This window comes from Streptomyces akebiae, from assembly GCF_019599145.1.
Lineage (GTDB): Bacteria > Actinomycetota > Actinomycetes > Streptomycetales > Streptomycetaceae > Streptomyces > Streptomyces akebiae.
In genome coordinates, this window is the sequence record NZ_CP080647.1 from 6565255 (window position 1) to 6582377 (window position 17123).

General features: G+C 72.1%; 15 protein-coding genes and 1 pseudogene. 2 read left to right on the plus strand and 14 right to left on the minus strand.

Annotated features, from left to right (window positions below):
* The first annotated feature begins 91 nt into the window (after nucleotides 1–91).
* Nucleotides 92–622, plus strand: coding sequence for an ATP-binding protein (locus tag K1J60_RS28350; RefSeq protein ID WP_220648667.1), 531 nt, complete (start codon nucleotides 92–94; stop codon nucleotides 620–622).
* Here the strand turns inward: K1J60_RS28350 and K1J60_RS28355 are convergent.
* From K1J60_RS28355 to K1J60_RS28410, 12 genes are all read right to left on the minus strand, one after another.
* Entirely contained in the window at nucleotides 549–1253 is a 705-nt protein-coding gene (locus tag K1J60_RS28355) for a hypothetical protein (protein ID WP_220648668.1), read from the minus strand. The two genes, K1J60_RS28350 and K1J60_RS28355, sit on opposite strands and share 74 nt — an antisense overlap.
* Before the next feature lie 105 nt (nucleotides 1254–1358).
* Nucleotides 1359–2486 carry an ABC transporter ATP-binding protein gene (locus tag K1J60_RS28360; protein ID WP_220648669.1) on the minus strand — a complete coding sequence of 376 codons (1128 nt, stop codon included), beginning with the start codon at nucleotides 2484–2486 and terminating at the stop codon, nucleotides 1359–1361.
* Nucleotides 2479–4251 carry an ABC transporter permease gene (locus tag K1J60_RS28365; protein ID WP_220648670.1) on the minus strand — a complete coding sequence of 591 codons (1773 nt, stop codon included), beginning with the start codon at nucleotides 4249–4251 and terminating at the stop codon, nucleotides 2479–2481. Before K1J60_RS28365 ends, K1J60_RS28360 begins: the two co-directional genes overlap by 8 nt.
* A 56-nt stretch (nucleotides 4252–4307) precedes the next feature.
* Nucleotides 4308–5516 (minus strand): ABC transporter substrate-binding protein, encoded by a 1209-nt coding sequence (locus K1J60_RS28370; RefSeq protein ID WP_220648671.1) that lies wholly within the window; start codon nucleotides 5514–5516, stop codon nucleotides 4308–4310.
* A gap of 128 nt (nucleotides 5517–5644) precedes the next feature.
* A complete protein-coding gene (locus K1J60_RS28375) occupies nucleotides 5645–7141 on the minus strand; it encodes a DUF6177 family protein (protein ID WP_220648672.1) in 1497 nt (498 codons plus the stop codon).
* Nucleotides 7138–11172 (minus strand): type VII secretion protein EccCa, encoded by a 4035-nt coding sequence (gene eccCa / locus K1J60_RS28380; RefSeq protein WP_220648673.1) that lies wholly within the window; start codon nucleotides 11170–11172, stop codon nucleotides 7138–7140. The genes K1J60_RS28375 and eccCa overlap by 4 nt, the downstream gene beginning before the upstream one ends.
* The gene (locus K1J60_RS28385; RefSeq protein ID WP_220648674.1) at nucleotides 11169–11330 is read right to left on the minus strand and encodes a hypothetical protein; all 162 of its coding nucleotides are present in this window, start codon (nucleotides 11328–11330) and stop codon (nucleotides 11169–11171) included. Before K1J60_RS28385 ends, eccCa begins: the two co-directional genes overlap by 4 nt.
* Entirely contained in the window at nucleotides 11327–12844 is a 1518-nt protein-coding gene (locus K1J60_RS28390) for a hypothetical protein (protein WP_220648675.1), read from the minus strand. The genes K1J60_RS28385 and K1J60_RS28390 overlap by 4 nt, the downstream gene beginning before the upstream one ends.
* A 16-nt stretch (nucleotides 12845–12860) precedes the next feature.
* The gene (eccD, locus tag K1J60_RS28395; protein WP_220648676.1) at nucleotides 12861–14249 is read right to left on the minus strand and encodes a type VII secretion integral membrane protein EccD; all 1389 of its coding nucleotides are present in this window, start codon (nucleotides 14247–14249) and stop codon (nucleotides 12861–12863) included.
* Between the two features lie 16 nt (nucleotides 14250–14265).
* Nucleotides 14266–14607 carry a hypothetical protein gene (locus K1J60_RS46095; RefSeq protein ID WP_078937426.1) on the minus strand — a complete coding sequence of 114 codons (342 nt, stop codon included), beginning with the start codon at nucleotides 14605–14607 and terminating at the stop codon, nucleotides 14266–14268.
* 41 nt (nucleotides 14608–14648) lie between these two features.
* On the minus strand, nucleotides 14649–14960 hold the full coding sequence (locus K1J60_RS28405; RefSeq protein WP_033531321.1) for a pore-forming ESAT-6 family protein: 312 nt from the start codon (nucleotides 14958–14960) through the stop codon (nucleotides 14649–14651).
* 33 nt (nucleotides 14961–14993) lie between these two features.
* Nucleotides 14994–15326, minus strand: a complete 333-nt coding sequence (locus tag K1J60_RS28410) for a hypothetical protein (protein WP_220651740.1) — start codon at nucleotides 15324–15326, stop codon at nucleotides 14994–14996.
* Nucleotides 15327–15512: 186 nt separating this feature from the next.
* Here K1J60_RS28410 and K1J60_RS46100 point away from each other — a divergent pair.
* Nucleotides 15513–15584 (plus strand): annotated as a pseudogene (locus K1J60_RS46100) (TetR/AcrR family transcriptional regulator); the annotation flags it as partial.
* A gap of 246 nt (nucleotides 15585–15830) precedes the next feature.
* Here the strand turns inward: K1J60_RS46100 and rbsD are convergent.
* The gene (rbsD, locus tag K1J60_RS28415) at nucleotides 15831–16220 is read right to left on the minus strand and encodes a D-ribose pyranase (protein WP_220648678.1); all 390 of its coding nucleotides are present in this window, start codon (nucleotides 16218–16220) and stop codon (nucleotides 15831–15833) included.
* A complete protein-coding gene (locus tag K1J60_RS28420) occupies nucleotides 16217–17116 on the minus strand; it encodes a ribokinase (protein WP_220648679.1) in 900 nt (299 codons plus the stop codon). Before K1J60_RS28420 ends, rbsD begins: the two co-directional genes overlap by 4 nt.
* Between the last annotated feature and the right edge of the window lie 7 nt (nucleotides 17117–17123).

Consider the following 17123-nt stretch of genomic DNA (forward strand, 5'->3'; position numbering starts at 1 on the left):
AGTACCGTCCAGTGCGTAACCGCGTACGCTCACGCGGCGTACGCGGCGTGGAGCTGGCGAACGGGCTTCCTCGCAGGTCACATTGGCGAACATGACCGCACCGCCCGCCGCGCGACACACGCTCACGGCACCGACGTTCACGCGACGCTTCAGCTCGACCCCGCTGGGCGCCCGCTCGGCGAGACACGTGGCCCTGAAACAGCTGCACGCCTGGGGCATCCGCTACGGTTCGGAGGCGTCGGAGCGGGCGGCGGTGGTCGTGGCGGAGCTGGCGGCCAACGCGGTGACGCACGGCCGCGTCCCGGGCCGGGACTTCGAACTCCGCCTCTCCCTGCCCACCGGCTCCCTCCGCATCGAGGTCACCGACACCCGCGCCGAACGCCTGCCACCGACCCCCGGCGCCGTACCGCCGCCCCGGCCCCTGGCCGAATCGGGCCGGGGTCTGATCCTCGTCGACGCCGTCGCCGACCGCTGGGAGGTCCAGGACCGCGTCCCGCCCGGCAAGACGGTGCTGGTGGAGATCGACCTGCCGCGCTGGCCGGCGCTGGTCAAGCGCCTCCCGGAGCGCCGACCGCCGAAGCGACGCGGTGCCGGTGGAGCTGCCAGGACGTGTACACCATGACGGGGACGACGACGGCGGGCACCAGCCACCACGGGAGGCCGAGCCACACGGACGGCAGCCCCAGGCCGAAGCACGCGACGAGCAGTGCGATGAGCAGGGGCTTGCCGTACTCGGCCCAGGTGCGGTGCTCGCGGTCGCGGGGGCCGGTCAGCCGCATCGCGCCGAGCCAGATCCCCAGGGCCCCCAGCAGACCCGCGAACGTGCCGATCGCGGCCGTCATCTGACGTTCGTCGCGCGGTTCCTCGGAGGTGCTCTGCGACACGTCTCCTTGGCTGAGCACGGTGACATCCCCGCGCCAGACGGTCCCGGTGATCCGGTCCCCCGGCCGCAGGCGCTCCAGCAGTGGGTCCGGGTCGCCGAACGACACGGTCCCGTTCCAGAAGGGCGAACCGGAGAGGGTCGCCAGGTAACTGCTGGTTCTGCCCGCTTTGTTCCGCGTGCTGTCGACGGTGAAGGAGACCGTCCGTAGACAGTCCTCCCACGCCGCCGCCGGGACCTCGGCGGCGCAGGGCACGGCCGCCCAGTACGCCTCGTAGCGATCCCTGTCCCGGGGCAGCCAGACAGCGAACACCAGGACGCAGGCCAGCAACGGGGCGAGGGACAACGTGAGCAGTGTCGCGCCGATTCTCATGGCCACAGCTTCACGCGGCGACGACCGGGCAGGCAACGGAGGCGTCGGGCAGCCTCGCTCCGTGCTTCGCTGCGGGGGTCCGGCAGCGAAGCACGGAGCAGGCGGCTACGACGTCACCGTCAGCAAGTCCCGCTGGTCCTCCGGCAGTTCGACCTTGTCCGCGTACAGGAGCGCGTGCCCCGGGTCGAAGACCAGGGCCACCTCGCCCGCCAGGCCGCCGTTGGAGCTGAGCACCTGCACCACCTGGTCGCCGAGGCGGACGTCGTACTCGTAGCGGGAGCCGACGTAGGAGCTGGTGATGACCTGGGTGTCGAGGCGGTTCATGCCCGCAGGCGTCTCGGCCGAGGCCACGACCTCCAGGCGCTCGGGGCGGACCGCGACCGTGACGGAGTCGCCGGTCGGGACGCGTGCGTCGCTGTCGACCCGTACGATCTCGCCGCTCGCGTCGAGGAGCACGGTGTGCCGGGTGCCGTCCACGCTCACCACCTTGCCGGTGAGGAAGTTGCAGCGGCCGACGAAGGCCGCCACCGCCGGCGCGGCCGGCTTCTCGTAGATCTCGTGCGGCGTGCCGATCTGGATCATGTTGCCGCCCTCCATCACGGCGATCCGGTCGCTGAGCGCGAGGGCCTCGTCCTGGTCGTGGGTGACGTAGACGGTGGTGATGCCCAGCTCCACCTGGAGCCGCTTGAGCCAGGCGCGGGCCTGCTCGCGGAGCTTGGCGTCCAGGTTGGAGAGGGGCTCGTCGAGGAGCAGGACCGTCGGCGAGTAGACCAACGCCCGTGCCAGGGCGACGCGTTGCTGCTGGCCCCCGGAGAGCTGGTGGGGATAGCGGCCGCTGAGCGCGGCCAGGCCGACCTTGTCCAGGGCGTCGTGGATCAGCGTCTTCTGCTTGTCCTTGGGAACCTTGCGGATGTTGAGGGGAAGCGCCAGGTTCTTCGCGATGGTCATGTGCGGCCACAGCGCGTACGACTGGAAGACCATGCCGAGGTTGCGCTCCTCGGGAGGAAGGAAGACCCCCGCGCCCGCGTCCACGAACGTCCGGCCGCCGACCGCGATCGAGCCCTCCGTCGGCTGTTCCAGACCCGCGATGCAGTTCAGCGTCGTCGACTTGCCGCAGCCGCTCGCGCCCAGCAGCGTGAAGAACTCGCCGTCCTTGATGGTGAAGGTGACGTCCCGGAGGACGGAGTTGTCGCCGAACGTCTTGGCGAGGTTCTTGACGGTCACCTCAGGCATGGTGCTTTCCCTTCATGAGCAGTCCAGCGAGTGCGACGAAGACCGCGGTGATGCCGATCTGGAGGGTGGCCAGCGCGGCGACGGATCCGGCCCTGCCCTGCGTCCAGAGACTGAGCATGGTGGTGCCGAGGATGTTGTTGTCGGCCGAGGAGAGGAAGACGGCCGGGGAGTACTCCTTGAGCATGATCACGAAGGTGAGGATCAGCGCTCCCGCGAACGCCGGTGTGATCAGGGCCCGCAGGACGCGGAAGAACGTCATCAGCCAGTCGGCGCCGGAGACCCGGGCCGCGTTGTCCAGCTCACCGCCGATCTGCATGATCGCCGGGGCGACCGAGCCGAACGCGCTGGGCAGGGCCCGCATGCCGAAGGCGATGATGACGGCGTAGATCGTGCCCTGGAGGACGGAGCCCATCCCGAACGGGGCGAGCGCGAAGGCCCAGAAGAAGCCGATACCGATGATGATGCCGGGGAGGGACTGCGGGATCAGGGCCAGGTACTCCACCGCCCGGCCGAAGCGGAACGTCGACCGCCGGGCCACCATCACCGCGAACACGGCGAGGGCGGACACGACCACCGAGCCGACCCCGGCCACGATCATGCTGTTGTACAGCGACTGCACGTAGTTGTCGGAGTCGAAGACGATCTCGTAGTTCTTCGTCGTGACCGTCCTGAACGGCGACTGCAGCGGCGTGAAGACGAGCGTGAAGGACCGCATCACCAGGCCGGCGATCGGGACGAGGGCGCCCACGATCACGTAGAACCAGATGCACGCGATGCTGACCCACTTCAGCCAGCCCAGGTCGAGCTTGCGCGGCCGGGTGACCTTGCCGCGCACGGACACGAACCGCGCCGCGTCCTTGAGCAGCTTCGCCTGTACGGCGACCAGGCTCAGCGTGACCACGAGGATGACCGTGGAGGCCGCGCCCAGCATCGTGTAGTCGGGGTCCACCGACTGAAGTCCGTTGTGGTAGAGGAAGGTCGAGAAGACGTCGATGCTGACCGGCTGGCCGTACAGCAGCGGCACGCTCAGCGTCTCGATGGAGACGGAGAAGACGAGGATCGCCGAGTACACGATCGGCGGGCGCAGCAGCGGCACGACCACCTGGGCGAGGATCCGGAAGGGGCCGGCCCCGCAGACCTGCGCGGCGGACTCCAGCGAGGCGTCCGACTGCCGCAGGGCGTTGGCGCAGAAGACGTACGCGATCGGGGCGAGCGCCACGGCCTCGGTGAGCGCCATGCCGGGGATCGAGTACAGGTTCCACGGCACCGAGCCGAAGAGCTGCTGCACCTTGACGCTGACGAAACCGGCCGGGCCGTACATGATGATCCAGCCGAAGCCCAGGATCAGCGACGAGATGAAGAACGGCCACTGCATCGCGAGGGCGATCAGCCGCCCGCCCGGCAGCTTCGTGCGGACCACCACGATCGCCATCGGGATGGCGATCGCCAGGCTGAGGACCGTCGTCAGCGAGGCGAACAGCAATGTGTTCAGGGCGACTTCACCGAAGCCCGCCTTGGTGAAGAGGTCGGTGTAGCCGCTGAGGGTGAACGCCCCGCCCGCCTCGTAGAGCGGGCGGTTGCGGATGCTCTGGTAGAGCGTCGGGACGATCGGGGCCAGCACCAGCACGGCGAGGAACGCCAGGACCGCGTACTGGACGACCGTGTCCCGTCCGATGCCCAAGAAGCGGCGGTAGCGCGGTGGTTGGAACGTCTCCGCGGGTGACTCGTCCGCCGGTGTGCGCGGCGGCTGGGTGAGGGTTGACATCTGTTCTGACTCCGATCGTCCCTGGACGCTGTCTGCTCGCGGGTGTGCTCGCGTGCCTACTTGCGCAGTCCGTCGAAGCGCTCCAGCCAGGCCTCGGAGTCGTCCTTGGAGACCGCCTCGTACTCGACGTGGATGATGTTCTCCTCGCCGACGGCGTCCACGACCTCCTGGTAGGTGTGCAGGCCCTCGCCCTTCACCCCGTCGCGGTACGAGGCCAGACCGCCTTCGGCGACCGCGCGCTGACCCTCCTCGGAGAGGGCGAAGTCCATGAAGAGCTTCGAGGTCGCCGGGTGCGGCGCCTCGGCGGCGATGCCCATGCCGCGCGGCAGGACGACCGTGCCGTCCTTCGGGAAGACGATCTTCACCAGGCCCGCGCTGTCCTCGACGACCGGGTAGGCGGGGGAGGCGCTGATCAGGAAGCCGGCCGTGTACTCACCGGCGACGATCTTCTCCAGCTGGGTGCCGGAGGAGGTCTCCGGGCGGGTCAGCGGAAGGATCTTCTCCAGGTCCTCCCACGCCTCCGGGTTGCCCTCGGTGAGCGCGCGCGTGACGGTGAAGCCGAACGAGCCCTCCGGGTCGCGGACCGTCACCTTGTTCTTGTACTTGGCCTCGTCCTCCGTGACGATCTTGGCGAAGTCGGTCAGGGTGGTCGGCGGGGTCTCCATCAGCGACGTGTTGTACGCGATCGTCATCGGGTCCTGCGACAGCGAGTACACGCTCGGCAGCAGCTCGGCGCTCTCGCCCAGCTCCTTCAGCTCCGGCGACTTGTACTCCAGGACCGTGTCCTCGCGGGCCGAGAAGTCCGACCACGCGGTCGCCGCGCTGGAGATCAGCACATCCGCCGGGGAGGAACCGGCGGCGTTCTCCGACAGGGTCTTCTGGAACAGCTCGTCGCTGTCCAGCTCGTTGACGGAGACGGTCTTGATGAAGTCGTACTTCTTCTTGAAGTCCCGGACGATCGGCGCCATGTTCTCGTCGCCGAGGTTGGAGTAGACGGTGAGCTTGCCGCCCTCCTTCTGCGCCGCCTCGATCAGGTCCGCGTAGTCCGCCGGGTAGTAGTCCGGCACCTGACCCGCCGAGATCTTGTTCTCCGCGACCTTCGGCGCGTCGGTGTCACCACCGCCGCAGGCGGCCAGGGTGCCGAGCGCGAGGGTCGCGGCGAACGCCGCCGTGAGGGGACGGCGGACGGGACGCCGGTACGCGGGTGCCGCTCCGATGACGGGGCCGACGGTGTACCCGGTGCCGATGTGGCTGGATCTGGCCATGGTTCTCCTCCTGGCGCGTGCCTGCTGGCAGCTGTTGCCGGGAGGTTAGGGATCCAGGTCAGGCCGGTAAATCCTTCACCCGTCAGAGCTCGTACTGCTCGTATTGGTCGTTGTGTTAGTGACGCGAGTCACCCCTGTCGGGCGGGGGCGGATGGCCGGGAATGATCGCCCTTGAGATGTGCCGTGAGCTGCTGGAGTCGTCCCCAGGCCTCGGGGTCCGTGCCGTCCCCGAGGGGGTAGTGGAGCGCGGGGCGGGGCGTCGGGCCGAGGTGCTTCGGGCGGACCTCGACCGGTGGCCGGCGCGCGCGGTCCAGGCCGATGGTGTGCACGTCGTCCGGGCCGAGCGTGAAGGCCACGGGCAGCGGCGGTCCCTCCAGCCGGGGCGCGGTCGTCAGGTCGGCGCGGGCCGCGCGCACCGAGGTCAGCATGGTCCGCAGGCCGTGCTCCCGGACCAGGGTGTCGGCCAGCGCCTCGATCCGGTCCAGCGGCGGGTGCTCGTCGGCGGCGTACCCGATCGTGAGGACCGTGTCCTCCTCCACGCCCTTCGCCGTCCGGGTCACCCGGACCGTCGCCATCGCCGGCCGGTCCGGTGAGCCGACCACGAGCAGCTGGGTGGGCTCGGGCGCCCGTTCCCGGGCCAGGTCGGTCAACTGCCGTGGCGACCAAGGGAGGTTGACCGGCTCGGCCGTGCCCCAGCCCGCGGGCGCCGTGCCCGTCAGCGCCTTCCAGGCCGCCTCCGGGCCGCCGCCCAGCAGCAGGTGCTCGTCGGCCCGGTGCACCGTACGGAGAGCGACGATCAACTGCCGGCCGGGCACCTCGCCGGCCTCGCCCTCCGACGTGCCCTCCGACACGGCGTCCGACGTGCCTTCCCGTGCTGCTTCCGACGTGCCGGACGCCGGGCGCGTGAACGCGGGGGCCACCGCCGCCGTCCCGTCCTCCGCGAACGCGGGCGAGAACGCGCCGTCCCGCCAGCGCAGCACCGCCCCCGACAACCCGTCGTAGTACCCGCACTCCGGGTCCTGGACGACCCAGCGGTTGGGGACGCGCGCCAGCGTCGTACGGGCGGCCGGGGTCAGGCGCACGCCACGTGGCGTGACGATCTGCAGGGACCGCCGGGACGCCACCGCCGTCCGCATGATCTCCGCGAGCCAGCTGGTCAGCGCCACCACCGGCCGGTCGATGAGGACGACGGCCGCGTTCTCGGTCACCACGTCCACGGCGGGCTGCCCCGACCCCGCCGACGGCACGGCGGACACATCGACCACCTTCGTGCTCGCCGCCGCCTCGGGAGGCCAGGTCGAGCCGCCCAGCAGGGCGTTGAGCCGCCCGCACACCACCCCCGCGAGCCGCTCCGCCTCCGGGACGGCCGTGGACGCCCGCGCCTCCGTCCACCAGTACGGCGTCGCGGCGCTCTGCCCGAGCAGCCGCTCCGCCTCACCGGGCACCTGCACCAGCACCGGCGACTCCACGGACACCAGCGGGCGGCCACCGGGGCCGTGCAACTGGACGACCGCGCCCTCGGCCGCCGCCGACAGGTCCAGGTCGGAGCCGCCGGCGTACAGACTCGTCATGAGCGCCCACACGTCGGGCATCCTCGGGGTGAGGGCGATGACGTCCTTGGTCACGGGCGGTCGCCCTCCTCGCTGTCGGGTGCGGTGCTGTCGAGTGCGGTCTGGATCAGCTGGTGGGGCCGGCCCCGGCGGACCAGCGTGCCCCGCCCGGCCGGCTGCGCCGAGGCGTACAGGCCGGGGAAGAGCTGGCCCTCGCTCCGCTCGCCGGTCATCAGCAGCGCGGCCGTGCCGGTTTCGCGGAGGGTCTGCAGCAGCGGCTCGTACATCGCCCGGGAGGCGCCCGCCACCCGGCGGGTGATCACGAAGTGCAGCCCGATGTCCTGCGCCGACGACACGTACGGCAGGAACGGGGCCAGCGGCTGCTGCCCGGCGGTGGTGAGGATGTCGTAGTCGTCGACCAGGATCACGATCCGGGGGCCTTTGAACGCGGGCTCGTCCGTCAGCGCGTCCGGGTCGGCGCTCTCCGGCATCCGCTTCTCCAGCTCGCTCGCGATCCCGCTCGACAGCCCCGCCGCGAGCTTCGCGTTGTGCGCGTACCCGCCCCGGTACGGCTCCGGGATCACCCCCCGCAGCCCGCGCCTCGGGTCGAACACGCCGAAGACCAGCTCCTCGTCCGAGTACCGCTCGACGAGTCGTGCCGCGACCAGTTTCAGCAGGTTCGTCTTGCCGCACTCGTTGTCGCCCAGGATCAGCAGGTGCTGGTCCGAGCCGAACAGGTCCAGCAGCGCGGGCGCGAGGGCGTCCTGGTCCACCCCGATCGGCACCCGGTGCGGCTCGGCGACCACCGACGGCAGCCGGTCCGATGGCAGCCGGGTCGGCAACACCCTGACAGGGGCGGCGAGTTCACCGTGCCAGGTGGAGCGGATCGTGCGGGCCGCGTCCTCCAGCGCCGGGGCGAGATCACCGGTCGACGGCCGTCCGTCGAGGCGGGGGAGGGCCGCCTGCGCGAACAGCTTGCCGTCGGTCAGGACGCGCCCCGGGGTGTCCGGCGACAGCGTCTCGGAGAGCTTGCGGTCCACGCTCGAATCGCTCGGGTCGTTGAGCCGCAGCTCCACCCGTGTCCCGAACATCGACTGCGTCGCGATCCGCACGTCGTTCCAGCGCAGCATGCCCCCGACGACATGGATGCCGTACCCGCCGCCGCGCTTGAGCAGCTCCACGACCGTGTCGTCCAGTTCGGCGAACTCGTCGCGCAGGGCGCCGAACCCGTCGATGAGGAGGACGATGTCCGTCGACCCCAGCTCCCGCAGCCGGCCCTGCCTGCGCAGTTGCCGCAGCTGGTCGACGGAGTCGATGCCGTGCTCGCGGAACAGTTCCTCCCGCTCGATCAGCATCGTCCGCACCTCGGCGACCGTCCGCGCGGCCCGCTCCCGGTCGGCCCGCCCCGCGATCCCGCCGACGTGCGGCAGCCCGGTGAGCGCGGACAGCCCGCCACCCACCAGGTCCAGTCCGTAGATGCCGACCTCGGCCGGTGTGTGGGTCGTGGCCAGCGACAGCGCGAGCGTCCGCAGCAGGGTCGTCTTGCCGGACTGCGGGCCGCCGATCACCGCCGCGTGACCGCCCGCGACCGTCAGATCGAGCACCCAGTGCCCCTGCCACTGCTTCGCCGGGTCGTCCAGCACGCCGAGCGGCACCCGCAACGGGCCGGTGGTGGGGGCCAGCCGCAGCCCCCGCTCGTCCACCCGCACGGGTCCGGCCGCCGCGTCCAGCGTGATCGCGTCCGGCAGCGGCGGCAGCCAGATCCGCCGCACCGGCCGTGCGGCGGCGGCCAGTTGGTCCACCATCACCGACATCACCGTGGGCCCGGTCTCCCGCTTCGTCGCCTTCGGCTCGTCGACGACCTCACTGGTGGCGGGCGTGCTGTCGAGCGTGTTGTACGTCGGATACGGCCAGGCCAGCGGCGCGTCGTCCTCCTGCGCCACCAGCGCCGGACCCCGGTACGCGCCCGACACGTACCCCGCCTTGAACCGTTCGTACGTCGACGTGTCCACCTTCAGATAGCCGAAGCCCGGCAGCGGCGGCAGATGGAAGGCGTCGGTGGTGTCGAGGACGGTCCGCGACTCGTCGGCGGAGAAGGTGCGCAGTCCCAGCCGGTACGAGAGGTAGGTGTCGAGCCCTTTCAGCTTGCCGCCCTCGATGCGCTGGCTGGAGAGGAGCAGGTGGACGCCGATGGAGCGGCCGATACGCCCGATGGAGAGGAACAGGTCGATGAAGTCCGGCTTGGCGGTGAGGAGTTCACCGAACTCGTCGATCACCACGAAGAGGTGCGGGAGCGGTTCCAGGTCGGGCCGCCGGGTGGCGCGCAGCGCGGCGTAGTGCCCGATGTCGGCCACGTTCCCCGCGTCCTTCAGCACCTGTTGCCGCCGTTTGACCTCGCCCGCCAGGCTGGAGTGCACGCGCTCGACGAGCCCCGCCTGGTTCTCCAGGTTGGTGATCACCCCGGCCACGTGCGGGAGTTCGGTGAACGGGGCGAAGGTCGCGCCGCCCTTGTAGTCGACCAGGACGAGGGCCAGATCCTCCGGGGAGTGGGTCGCGGCCAGCGCCAGCACGAGGGTGCGCAGCAGTTCGCTCTTGCCCGAGCCGGTCGCGCCGACGCACAGCCCGTGCGGGCCCATGCCCAGCTCCGAGGACTCCTTGAGGTCGAGCAGCACCGGCTCGTGACGGTCCGTCACCCCGATGGGCACCCGCAGGAACTCCCGCTCACCGCGCGGCGCCCACAGGTCGTGCAGGTTCAGCACGGCCGGGTCGTCGACACCGAGCAGGCCCGGGAAGTCGACGGGGCCGGTGACCGGGGTGCCCTCGGCGGCCGACTCCGCGGACAGCCGGAGCGGCGCGAGCAGCCGTGCGAGGCCCTCGGCACCGGCGGCGGTGACCTGGTCGGAGGTGCCGTGCGCGGGCGGGACGGCGGTGGGCGCCGAGATCGCCGAGGGGTCCGGATCGCGCAGGTCCTCCACCACGACCTTCTCGCCCCGCACGGTGATCCGCACCGACACCTGATCGGGCTCGTGCACCTGCTCCGCGAGCAGGTGCAGCACGGTGACACCCATGTCCGCGAGCCCCACCGCCGCGTCCGGGCGCGGCAGTTCGGCGGCCGTCTCCCCGTACTCGTCACTGACGACGAGCATGCGGGACGCCAGCCTGAGCGCCTTGCGGTCGGCGAGCCCCCGGCGCACCTCCGCCGCGTACGACGCGCGCCGGCCCAGCTCGTGCCGGAAGTGGCGGGCCAGCTGCGGCAGGCTCGGCGCGATCCGGCGGGCCGCCACCGGACCGTCGTGCTCCTGCGCGTCCAGCACATGGGGCAGCCACTTGGCCCACTCCCAGTCCGCCAGCCGCTCGCCCGGCACCCCGAGCGCCACGGCCACGTCGTCGGGCGCGTGGGAGACGGCGACCTGGACGAGGAGCGCGCGGGCCACCCGCAGCACGCCCTCCCGGTCACCGACCACGCTGACATTGCCCGCGCGGTCCAACGGCACGGTGATCGGGCAGTCGTTGGCGACCGAGTAGCGGGCCAGCAGCGCCCGCGCCTCGTTCAGCATGAACGGGTCCGGCGGGGTCAGCACCCCGCCCTGGTTCTGCCCGATGGCCAGATCCGCCACGGGTACGTCACCGGTGCCGACGCGCACCCGCAGGAAGTCCGCGTCCTGCCGCCGCCGCTCCCAGAGCCGGGCGGGGTCGCGCACCAGGTCGTACAGCGCCTCCGGGGGCGGATTCAGCACCCGCGCGAGCGCCCGCCGCTCCCGCTCCCGCTCCCCGAACTCCTCACGCAGCTCCTCCAGGTACTCCAGATACCGCTCCCGCTGCGTGCGCCGGGTGCGCTGGGCCTTGCCGCGCTGGGAGAGGAAGAGGGCGACCGCGCCGAGCAGCGCGAACACCAGCACGATCGCACCGAGCGCCGCGAACTGGCTGTTGCGGATCACGGTCATCATCACGACCGAGCCCATGACCCCCGCCATCGGCAGCAGCGCCGTGGCCGCCGTCCCCGCCTTGCCCTCCGGGAGGTTCGGCGGTGGCTCGATGGTCCGGGCCCCGGCGGCGCCGAGCGGCCGGGTGCTCCGAGCGGGCCGGTGAATCAACTCCTGGGTCACGAACGGACCCCTTCTTCTCCATGCCGGTGGTCGGTGGTCGGTGTGTCGGTGGTGGCTGTGCCGGTGCCGGTGCCGGTGCCGGTGCCGGTGCCGGTGCCGGTGGCGGTGGCCGTACCTGTGGCCGTGCCTGTGGCTGCGGCGGGACGGTGGTCGCTCATCGCATCCTCACCGCGCGGGTCATCGCCTCCGCCGCCAGCGTGATCGCCGCCGCGCGGGTCTCCTGGCCCAGCAGGGCGGTGCGGATGGGGCCGCCCTGGGCGAGGTGACGGTCGTAGGGGACGGTGACGACATGGACGCCGGACTCCTTGAGATGGGCGACGGCCGTGGCGCGGTCCAGCGTGACGTCGGGGGAGTTGGCGGTCAGCGCGACGACGGTCGAGGAGAGCGCGGAGTGCGGCAACTGGCCGAGCCAGTCGAGGACCTGGCGGGTGCCGTTGACGCCCTCGGCGGTCATCGGCGCCACGACCACCCGCGCGTGGGCGGTGTCCATCGCCGTACGGGCCACCTCGCCCGGCAGGGTCTCGCAGTCCACCACGGTCACCGCGAAGTAGCGGCGCAGCGCGAGGGTCACCGTGCGGTACGTACGGATGTCCAGCGGGGCCCCGACCCGGCCCTGGCTGGCGGGCAGCAGCCAGCCGCCGTCCGACACGGGCACGAGGTAGCCGGTGACATCGGTGAGCTGCATGGCCGGGTTGAGGATCCGCGCGAGGTCGGCCGCCGCCCAGCGCACCGAGTCGGCGCCCATCCGCACCGGCAGCGTGCCGAGTGCCGCGTCGGCCTCCAGCGTCAGCACCGGGTCGTGCCGGTAGTGGTTGAACGTCCGTCCCAGCAGCGCGGCCATCGTCGACTTCCCGACCCCGCCCCGGATCGACGTCACCGCGATGACCCGCCCGGTCGTCACCGGTTGCTGCAACTCCCGTGCGATCCGCGTCTCCTCGGCCACGTCCTGCGCGGCCGACCCCGCCAGCTTCCGGATCGACCGCCCCGTCCGTCGAGCGACGGATTCCCCGTGCTGGGGCCGCCCGAGCGCATGGGCCAGCCGAGGATCGACGGTGGGCACGGACTCGGGGGCGTGCAGGGGGGTCTGCGGGGGGTGGGAGCCTCGGGGGGCGGGGGCGGCAGGCCCTGGCGAGGGGTGGCCGCCTGGTTCCCCCTGCCGACCCGCGTCGCCGGGCGCGGCGGGCGGCTGCGCGGCGGCCTGGGGAAGCCCGGTGCGGGGATCCACGACGGGCGCGTGCGGCAAGGGCCGCGCCTGGCTTCCGTCCGGCCCGACCGGTGGCTGCGCACCGGGCTGCAGCGGCGGTCGGCCGATGGGCGTGGGCGGTACCGGCGGGTGCGTGACGGGCGTCGGCTGTACCGGTGGCTGTGCCGCGGACGCCGGCTGTACCGGCGGTTGCCCGGAGGGCGTGTCGTGGCCCGGTGCCGGTCGTGCGGCCCAGCCGCTGTCGGTCGCCTGCGCGGCCCCAGGCTCCTCGGCCCTCTCAGGCCTGCCCGTCGGCTCGGCCCCTTCCGGCGCTCCCGCCGGCTCCGTGGGCACCGAGCGCACCAACCTCAGCGTCGGCTCGGCTCGGCGGGGCGGTGGCTGGGGGGTCGCCTCGTCGCCCCCGGTGGCCGTGTCCTGTCGACCCAGCTCGCGCAGCACATCCCGCTGCCAGTCCCCTGCCTGCGCCATGTGCGGCCCCCAGCTCCTAAGCGAACGTGTCGAGCAGTCGTCCGTACACGCCGAACACCCCGATGAGCAGCGGGAACAGGGTGATGACGCCGATCGATTCGAGGGTGTCGCCGAAGCGCCGGAGCCGTACGCGCACATGCTCGGCCGGCTGCACGGCGAGCACCAGCAGCGGCAGGGCGGCGAGCAGGACGAGGGCGGCGAGCGGACCGGCCGCCCCGCCGGAGTGGTCCAGCCAGGCCGACACCAGCCGCACGGCGAGCGCGGCTGCCGCACCGAGCAGCACCACGACCTCGGCGACCAGCGGGAACGCCCGCGCGCGCAGCGCGAGGACGACCATGGTGACGACGGCCAGCAGCACGGTCCACTTGGTGGGGGCCCGGAGGGCGAACACCCCGGCCGCGGTCGCCGACACGGCCATCGTGACCGTCGCCAGCGCCAGGCCCCGGTGCGTCGCGGTGAGCGCCGCCGACACCTGGAAACGGCTCACGGACGCACCCCCGGAACGCCGGTCGTCGAGCCCGGAGAGCCCCGACGCCATCAGCGCCAGCCGGGGCAGCAGCCCGAGCACGACCACGGAGACCACGGCCAGCACGGCCCCCACCTCGGCCTGCTCCGGGACCGACAACGACACCGCGCCCGACACCGCCGCGGCGACTCCCAGCCAGCACACCGAGACCCCGGCCAGCGCCCCCGCCCCGACCAGCCCACCCCGCCCGAGCGGCGTGAACAGCCCGAGCAGGGCGAGCGTGCCGACCCCGGCCGCGGCCATGGCCGCCACCTGCGGCATCCCGGACCACCGCTGAGCTTCCGCCAACGTCGACGCGCCCAGCAGCCCCAGCGCACCGGCCGTCGAGATCAGCGTCGTGGCCAGTCCCCGCTTCCCGGCCCGCCCCAGCAGCGCACCCGTGAGCGCCGCCATCAGCGCGACTCCGAGGAGCGCTCCGGCGACGACCCCGGGCTCGTAGGCGTCCCGTGCGAACAGTCCGGCGGCCACGGCCCAGCCGACCGTGGCGAGCCCGGCGGTGACCCGGCGTGCGGCCGGCCCCCAGCGCAGGCCACGGGCGTCGAGATCCTCGGCCGCCTCGTCCGTGACGTCGTGCACGACGGGTGCCGACGGCGCGTCCTCGGCCCGGACGAGCCGCAGCACGGCGCCGTCCGGTATCCCGGCCGTCTCCAGGGTGCTGTCGTGGGCCAGCGCGGAACCGTCCGCCGTGACGAGATGCCGCAACTCGGGCTGCCCGCCCACCCGGTCGTCGAGCAGCCGCATGATCTCCGGCAGCAGCAGCCCGACCGGTTCCCGCGACGGCAGCACGAGGTCCACCCGCCGCCGCTCACCCACCAGCGTGACCCGGCTGAGCGCCGTCCGCGCACCACCCGTGGCCTGCCTCAACGTCCCCGTAGACATCACGTTTTCGAACCTATCACCGGGGAGAAGTGCTGGTCGGGGCTGTGGAAACCGGTGGGGAAGCCGGTGTGGAAGCCGCCGGGGAGACGCTTGTGGAAACCGAGGGGGAGGGCGTGACCGACGGCTGCACCGAACTCCCGTACGGACTCTTCCCGATGATGCGGTTCGACACGAACGACCACCCCACACATCCCGCACACAACACCGCCGCGATGACGATCCCGGCGAAGACCTTCCCGATCCGTTCGTCCACCGAGCGCCGTTGCCGCTGCGCCCCGAACAGCAGGGCGTCCCGCAGCCGTCGACGCCGCACCGACACCGACTCCAGCAACTGGCTGTCGTAATCCTGCGCTGCCACGGCTACGGAACCCCGTTCGCTTCTCTCTCAGAGTCGTTCCGTCAGCCGATCTGGTCGACCGCCGCGCGGGCCCTCGCCAGCGTGGACTGGGCCGTGCCGTCGTTCTGTTCGAGCGTGGTGCGGACCAGGCGGATGATCTCGCGAACCTCGCCGGCCGCCTTCTTCCAGCGCTCTTCCTTGCCGTGGTAGTCGTCCGAGACACCGTCCGCCTGGAACTCGGTCATCGCGGCCTTGACGGCGGCGTCACGGTCGCCGAGCACCCGCTCCAACTGCGCCACGATGGTGCCGAGCGCGGTCTGCACCTCGCCGGAGGCCCCGGTGTCGTACGAACGGCGGTCCTGGTTCTGAGCCATGAGTACTTCCCCCTCGTTCCTGCTCGTCGCTGCTTATCGGGCGCCGAAGCGGGCCGCGTCGAAGTTGGCCAGGCCCATGTTCTGGTTGGCGTTGTCCTGGGACTCCACGTCACCGGTGCCGAACGCGTTGTCCATGCCCGACTGACCGCCCAGGATCGCGGCGAGCGAGCCGTTCAGATCGGCGGTGATCTCGTCCGCGCGGTTCTTGAACGAGTCGAACGCCAGCTTGCCCGCGCCGTTGAACTTGCCCTCCAGCGGCTCCGCCGCGCTGATCAGCAGCTGGATCAGCGTCCCGAGGTCGTCGCTCGAACCGAGCGTGCTCTTGCCGAGCTCCGCCAGGGTCGTCGCCCCCATGTCGAACTTCACGTCGTGTCCACCCCCGTGTGTCTGGGTCACCTACGTCTCGAACATGCTCTCCCACAACGCGTTGCACCCGCAACGCGCTTGCCGGACCGGTGACACCATCGGAACACAACGCGAACACCCTCGTGGTGCCGCACCGTTTCCCGGCGCGGGCCTCGGCTGAGACGCCGTCCCCGGACCAGGCCCTTCCACCGGGCCCTGACCTTCCGGACCCGCCTCCACGGCGTGCTGTCCCTCGAACTCGCGGGCCACTTCGCGGGATCCGAAAAATTCCTGAACCGCCGTGCAACCCTCCCCCCACCTCGCGGGTCGTACGTGGCATCAGGACTTCTCGGAGGGGGATCTGGGGGGATCGCGGGGGTCTTGATACGGAGGGGAAAGCCGAGGGGCCCGATCCAGTGGACCGGGCCCCTCGAAACATGTCGGCGCCGACCAGCGCATCCCAGATCCTTTGAACGCACCCCAGATCCTTTGAACGCACCCCGGAGCCGTTCAACGCACCCCGGATCAGAAGAACACCCCACACCGCAACAGCACGTTCGCGTACGGCCGCGCCTCCCCGGTCCGTACGACCAGCCGAGCGCTCGCCGACAGCTCCTTCAGCTTCTCGTGGGAAACCAGTTCCAGCTCGGGGAAGCGGTCCTGCAGCAGCGCCGTCGCCTCCAGATTCGCCTCACACACCTCGTACGCGGCCGTCGCCCCCTCGACCACGATCTCGTCGAGCAGCCCCTCCAGCACCTCCGCGAAGGACGGGACCCCCGCCCGGAACGCCAGGTCGACCACCCTCGGCCCCTGGGGCACCGGCATCCCCGCGTCGCACACCAGCACCCCGTGCCCGTGCCCCAACTCGGCGATGGCGCCCGCCAGATGACGGTTGAGTATCCCGGCCCGCTTCACAGCGCCGCGACCTCCTCGGCGGTCGGGAACGACACCTGAGCCCCGGCCCGGGTCACGGCGGCCGCCCCCACCCGGGCCGCGTACGCGGCGGCCTCGGCGGGCTCGGCGCCCGCGCCCAGCCGCCACGCCAGCGCCGCCGTGAACGCGTCCCCGGCCCCCGTGGTGTCCACGGCGTCCACCTTCACGGCCGCCACCCGCGCACTGCCCTCGGCGGTGGCGACCAACGCGCCCTCCGCGCCCAGCGTCACGACCACCGAACGCGGCCCGAGCGCCAGCAGCGCCCGCGCCCAGTCCTCCGGCGAGCCCGCCAGCTCACCCCCGACGATGACCTGCGCCTCGTGCTCGTTGACGATCAGCGGATCACAGGCTGCCAGCACCTCCGCCGGCAACTCCCGCGGCGGCGACGGGTTCAGCACGAAACGGGTGCCCTCCGGGAGCCGCCGCACGACCTCCACCACCGTCTCCAACGGGATCTCCAACTGCGCGGAGACGACCCGGGACGCGCGCAGCAGGGCCTCCGCCGCCCGCACGTCCCCCGGGGTCAGCTTCCCGTTGGCGCCCGGCGACACCACGATGCTGTTGTCGCCCGACGGATCCACCGTGATCAGCGCGACCCCGGTGGGCGCCCCGCCGACCAGGACCCCGGCCGTGTCGACCCCGGCCGCGCGCTGCGAGTCGAGCAGCAGCCGCCCGTTGCCGTCGTCGCCGACCCGCGCCAGCAGCGCCGTGCGCGCCCCGAGCCGGGCCGCCGCCACCGCCTGGTTGGCGCCCTTGCCGCCCGGATGCACGGCCAGGTCGGAGCCGAGCACGGTCTCCCCGGCCCCCGGCCGCCGCTCGACACCGATCACCAGGTCGGCGTTGGCCGATCCCACGACCAGAAGGTCGTAGTCGTACATGCGTGCT

Excerpts from the sequence above, each read along its gene's own strand:
- eccD (WP_220648676.1), bottom strand. The coding sequence starts at position 14,249 with ATGTCTACGGGGACGTTGAGGCAGGCCACGGGTGGTGCGCGGACGGCG.
- K1J60_RS28420 (WP_220648679.1), bottom strand. The coding sequence starts at position 17,116 with ATGTACGACTACGACCTTCTGGTCGTGGGATCGGCCAACGCCGACCTG.
- K1J60_RS28365 (WP_220648670.1), bottom strand. The coding sequence starts at position 4,251 with ATGTCAACCCTCACCCAGCCGCCGCGCACACCGGCGGACGAGTCACCC.
- K1J60_RS28360 (WP_220648669.1), bottom strand. The coding sequence starts at position 2,486 with ATGCCTGAGGTGACCGTCAAGAACCTCGCCAAGACGTTCGGCGACAAC.
- K1J60_RS28405 (WP_033531321.1), bottom strand. The coding sequence starts at position 14,960 with ATGGCTCAGAACCAGGACCGCCGTTCGTACGACACCGGGGCCTCCGGC.
- K1J60_RS28370 (WP_220648671.1), bottom strand. The coding sequence starts at position 5,516 with ATGGCCAGATCCAGCCACATCGGCACCGGGTACACCGTCGGCCCCGTC.
- K1J60_RS28355 (WP_220648668.1), bottom strand. The coding sequence starts at position 1,253 with ATGAGAATCGGCGCGACACTGCTCACGTTGTCCCTCGCCCCGTTGCTG.
- K1J60_RS28385 (WP_220648674.1), bottom strand. The coding sequence starts at position 11,330 with ATGAGCGACCACCGTCCCGCCGCAGCCACAGGCACGGCCACAGGTACG.
- K1J60_RS28390 (WP_220648675.1), bottom strand. The coding sequence starts at position 12,844 with ATGGCGCAGGCAGGGGACTGGCAGCGGGATGTGCTGCGCGAGCTGGGT.
- K1J60_RS28350 (WP_220648667.1), top strand. The coding sequence starts at position 92 with ATGACCGCACCGCCCGCCGCGCGACACACGCTCACGGCACCGACGTTC.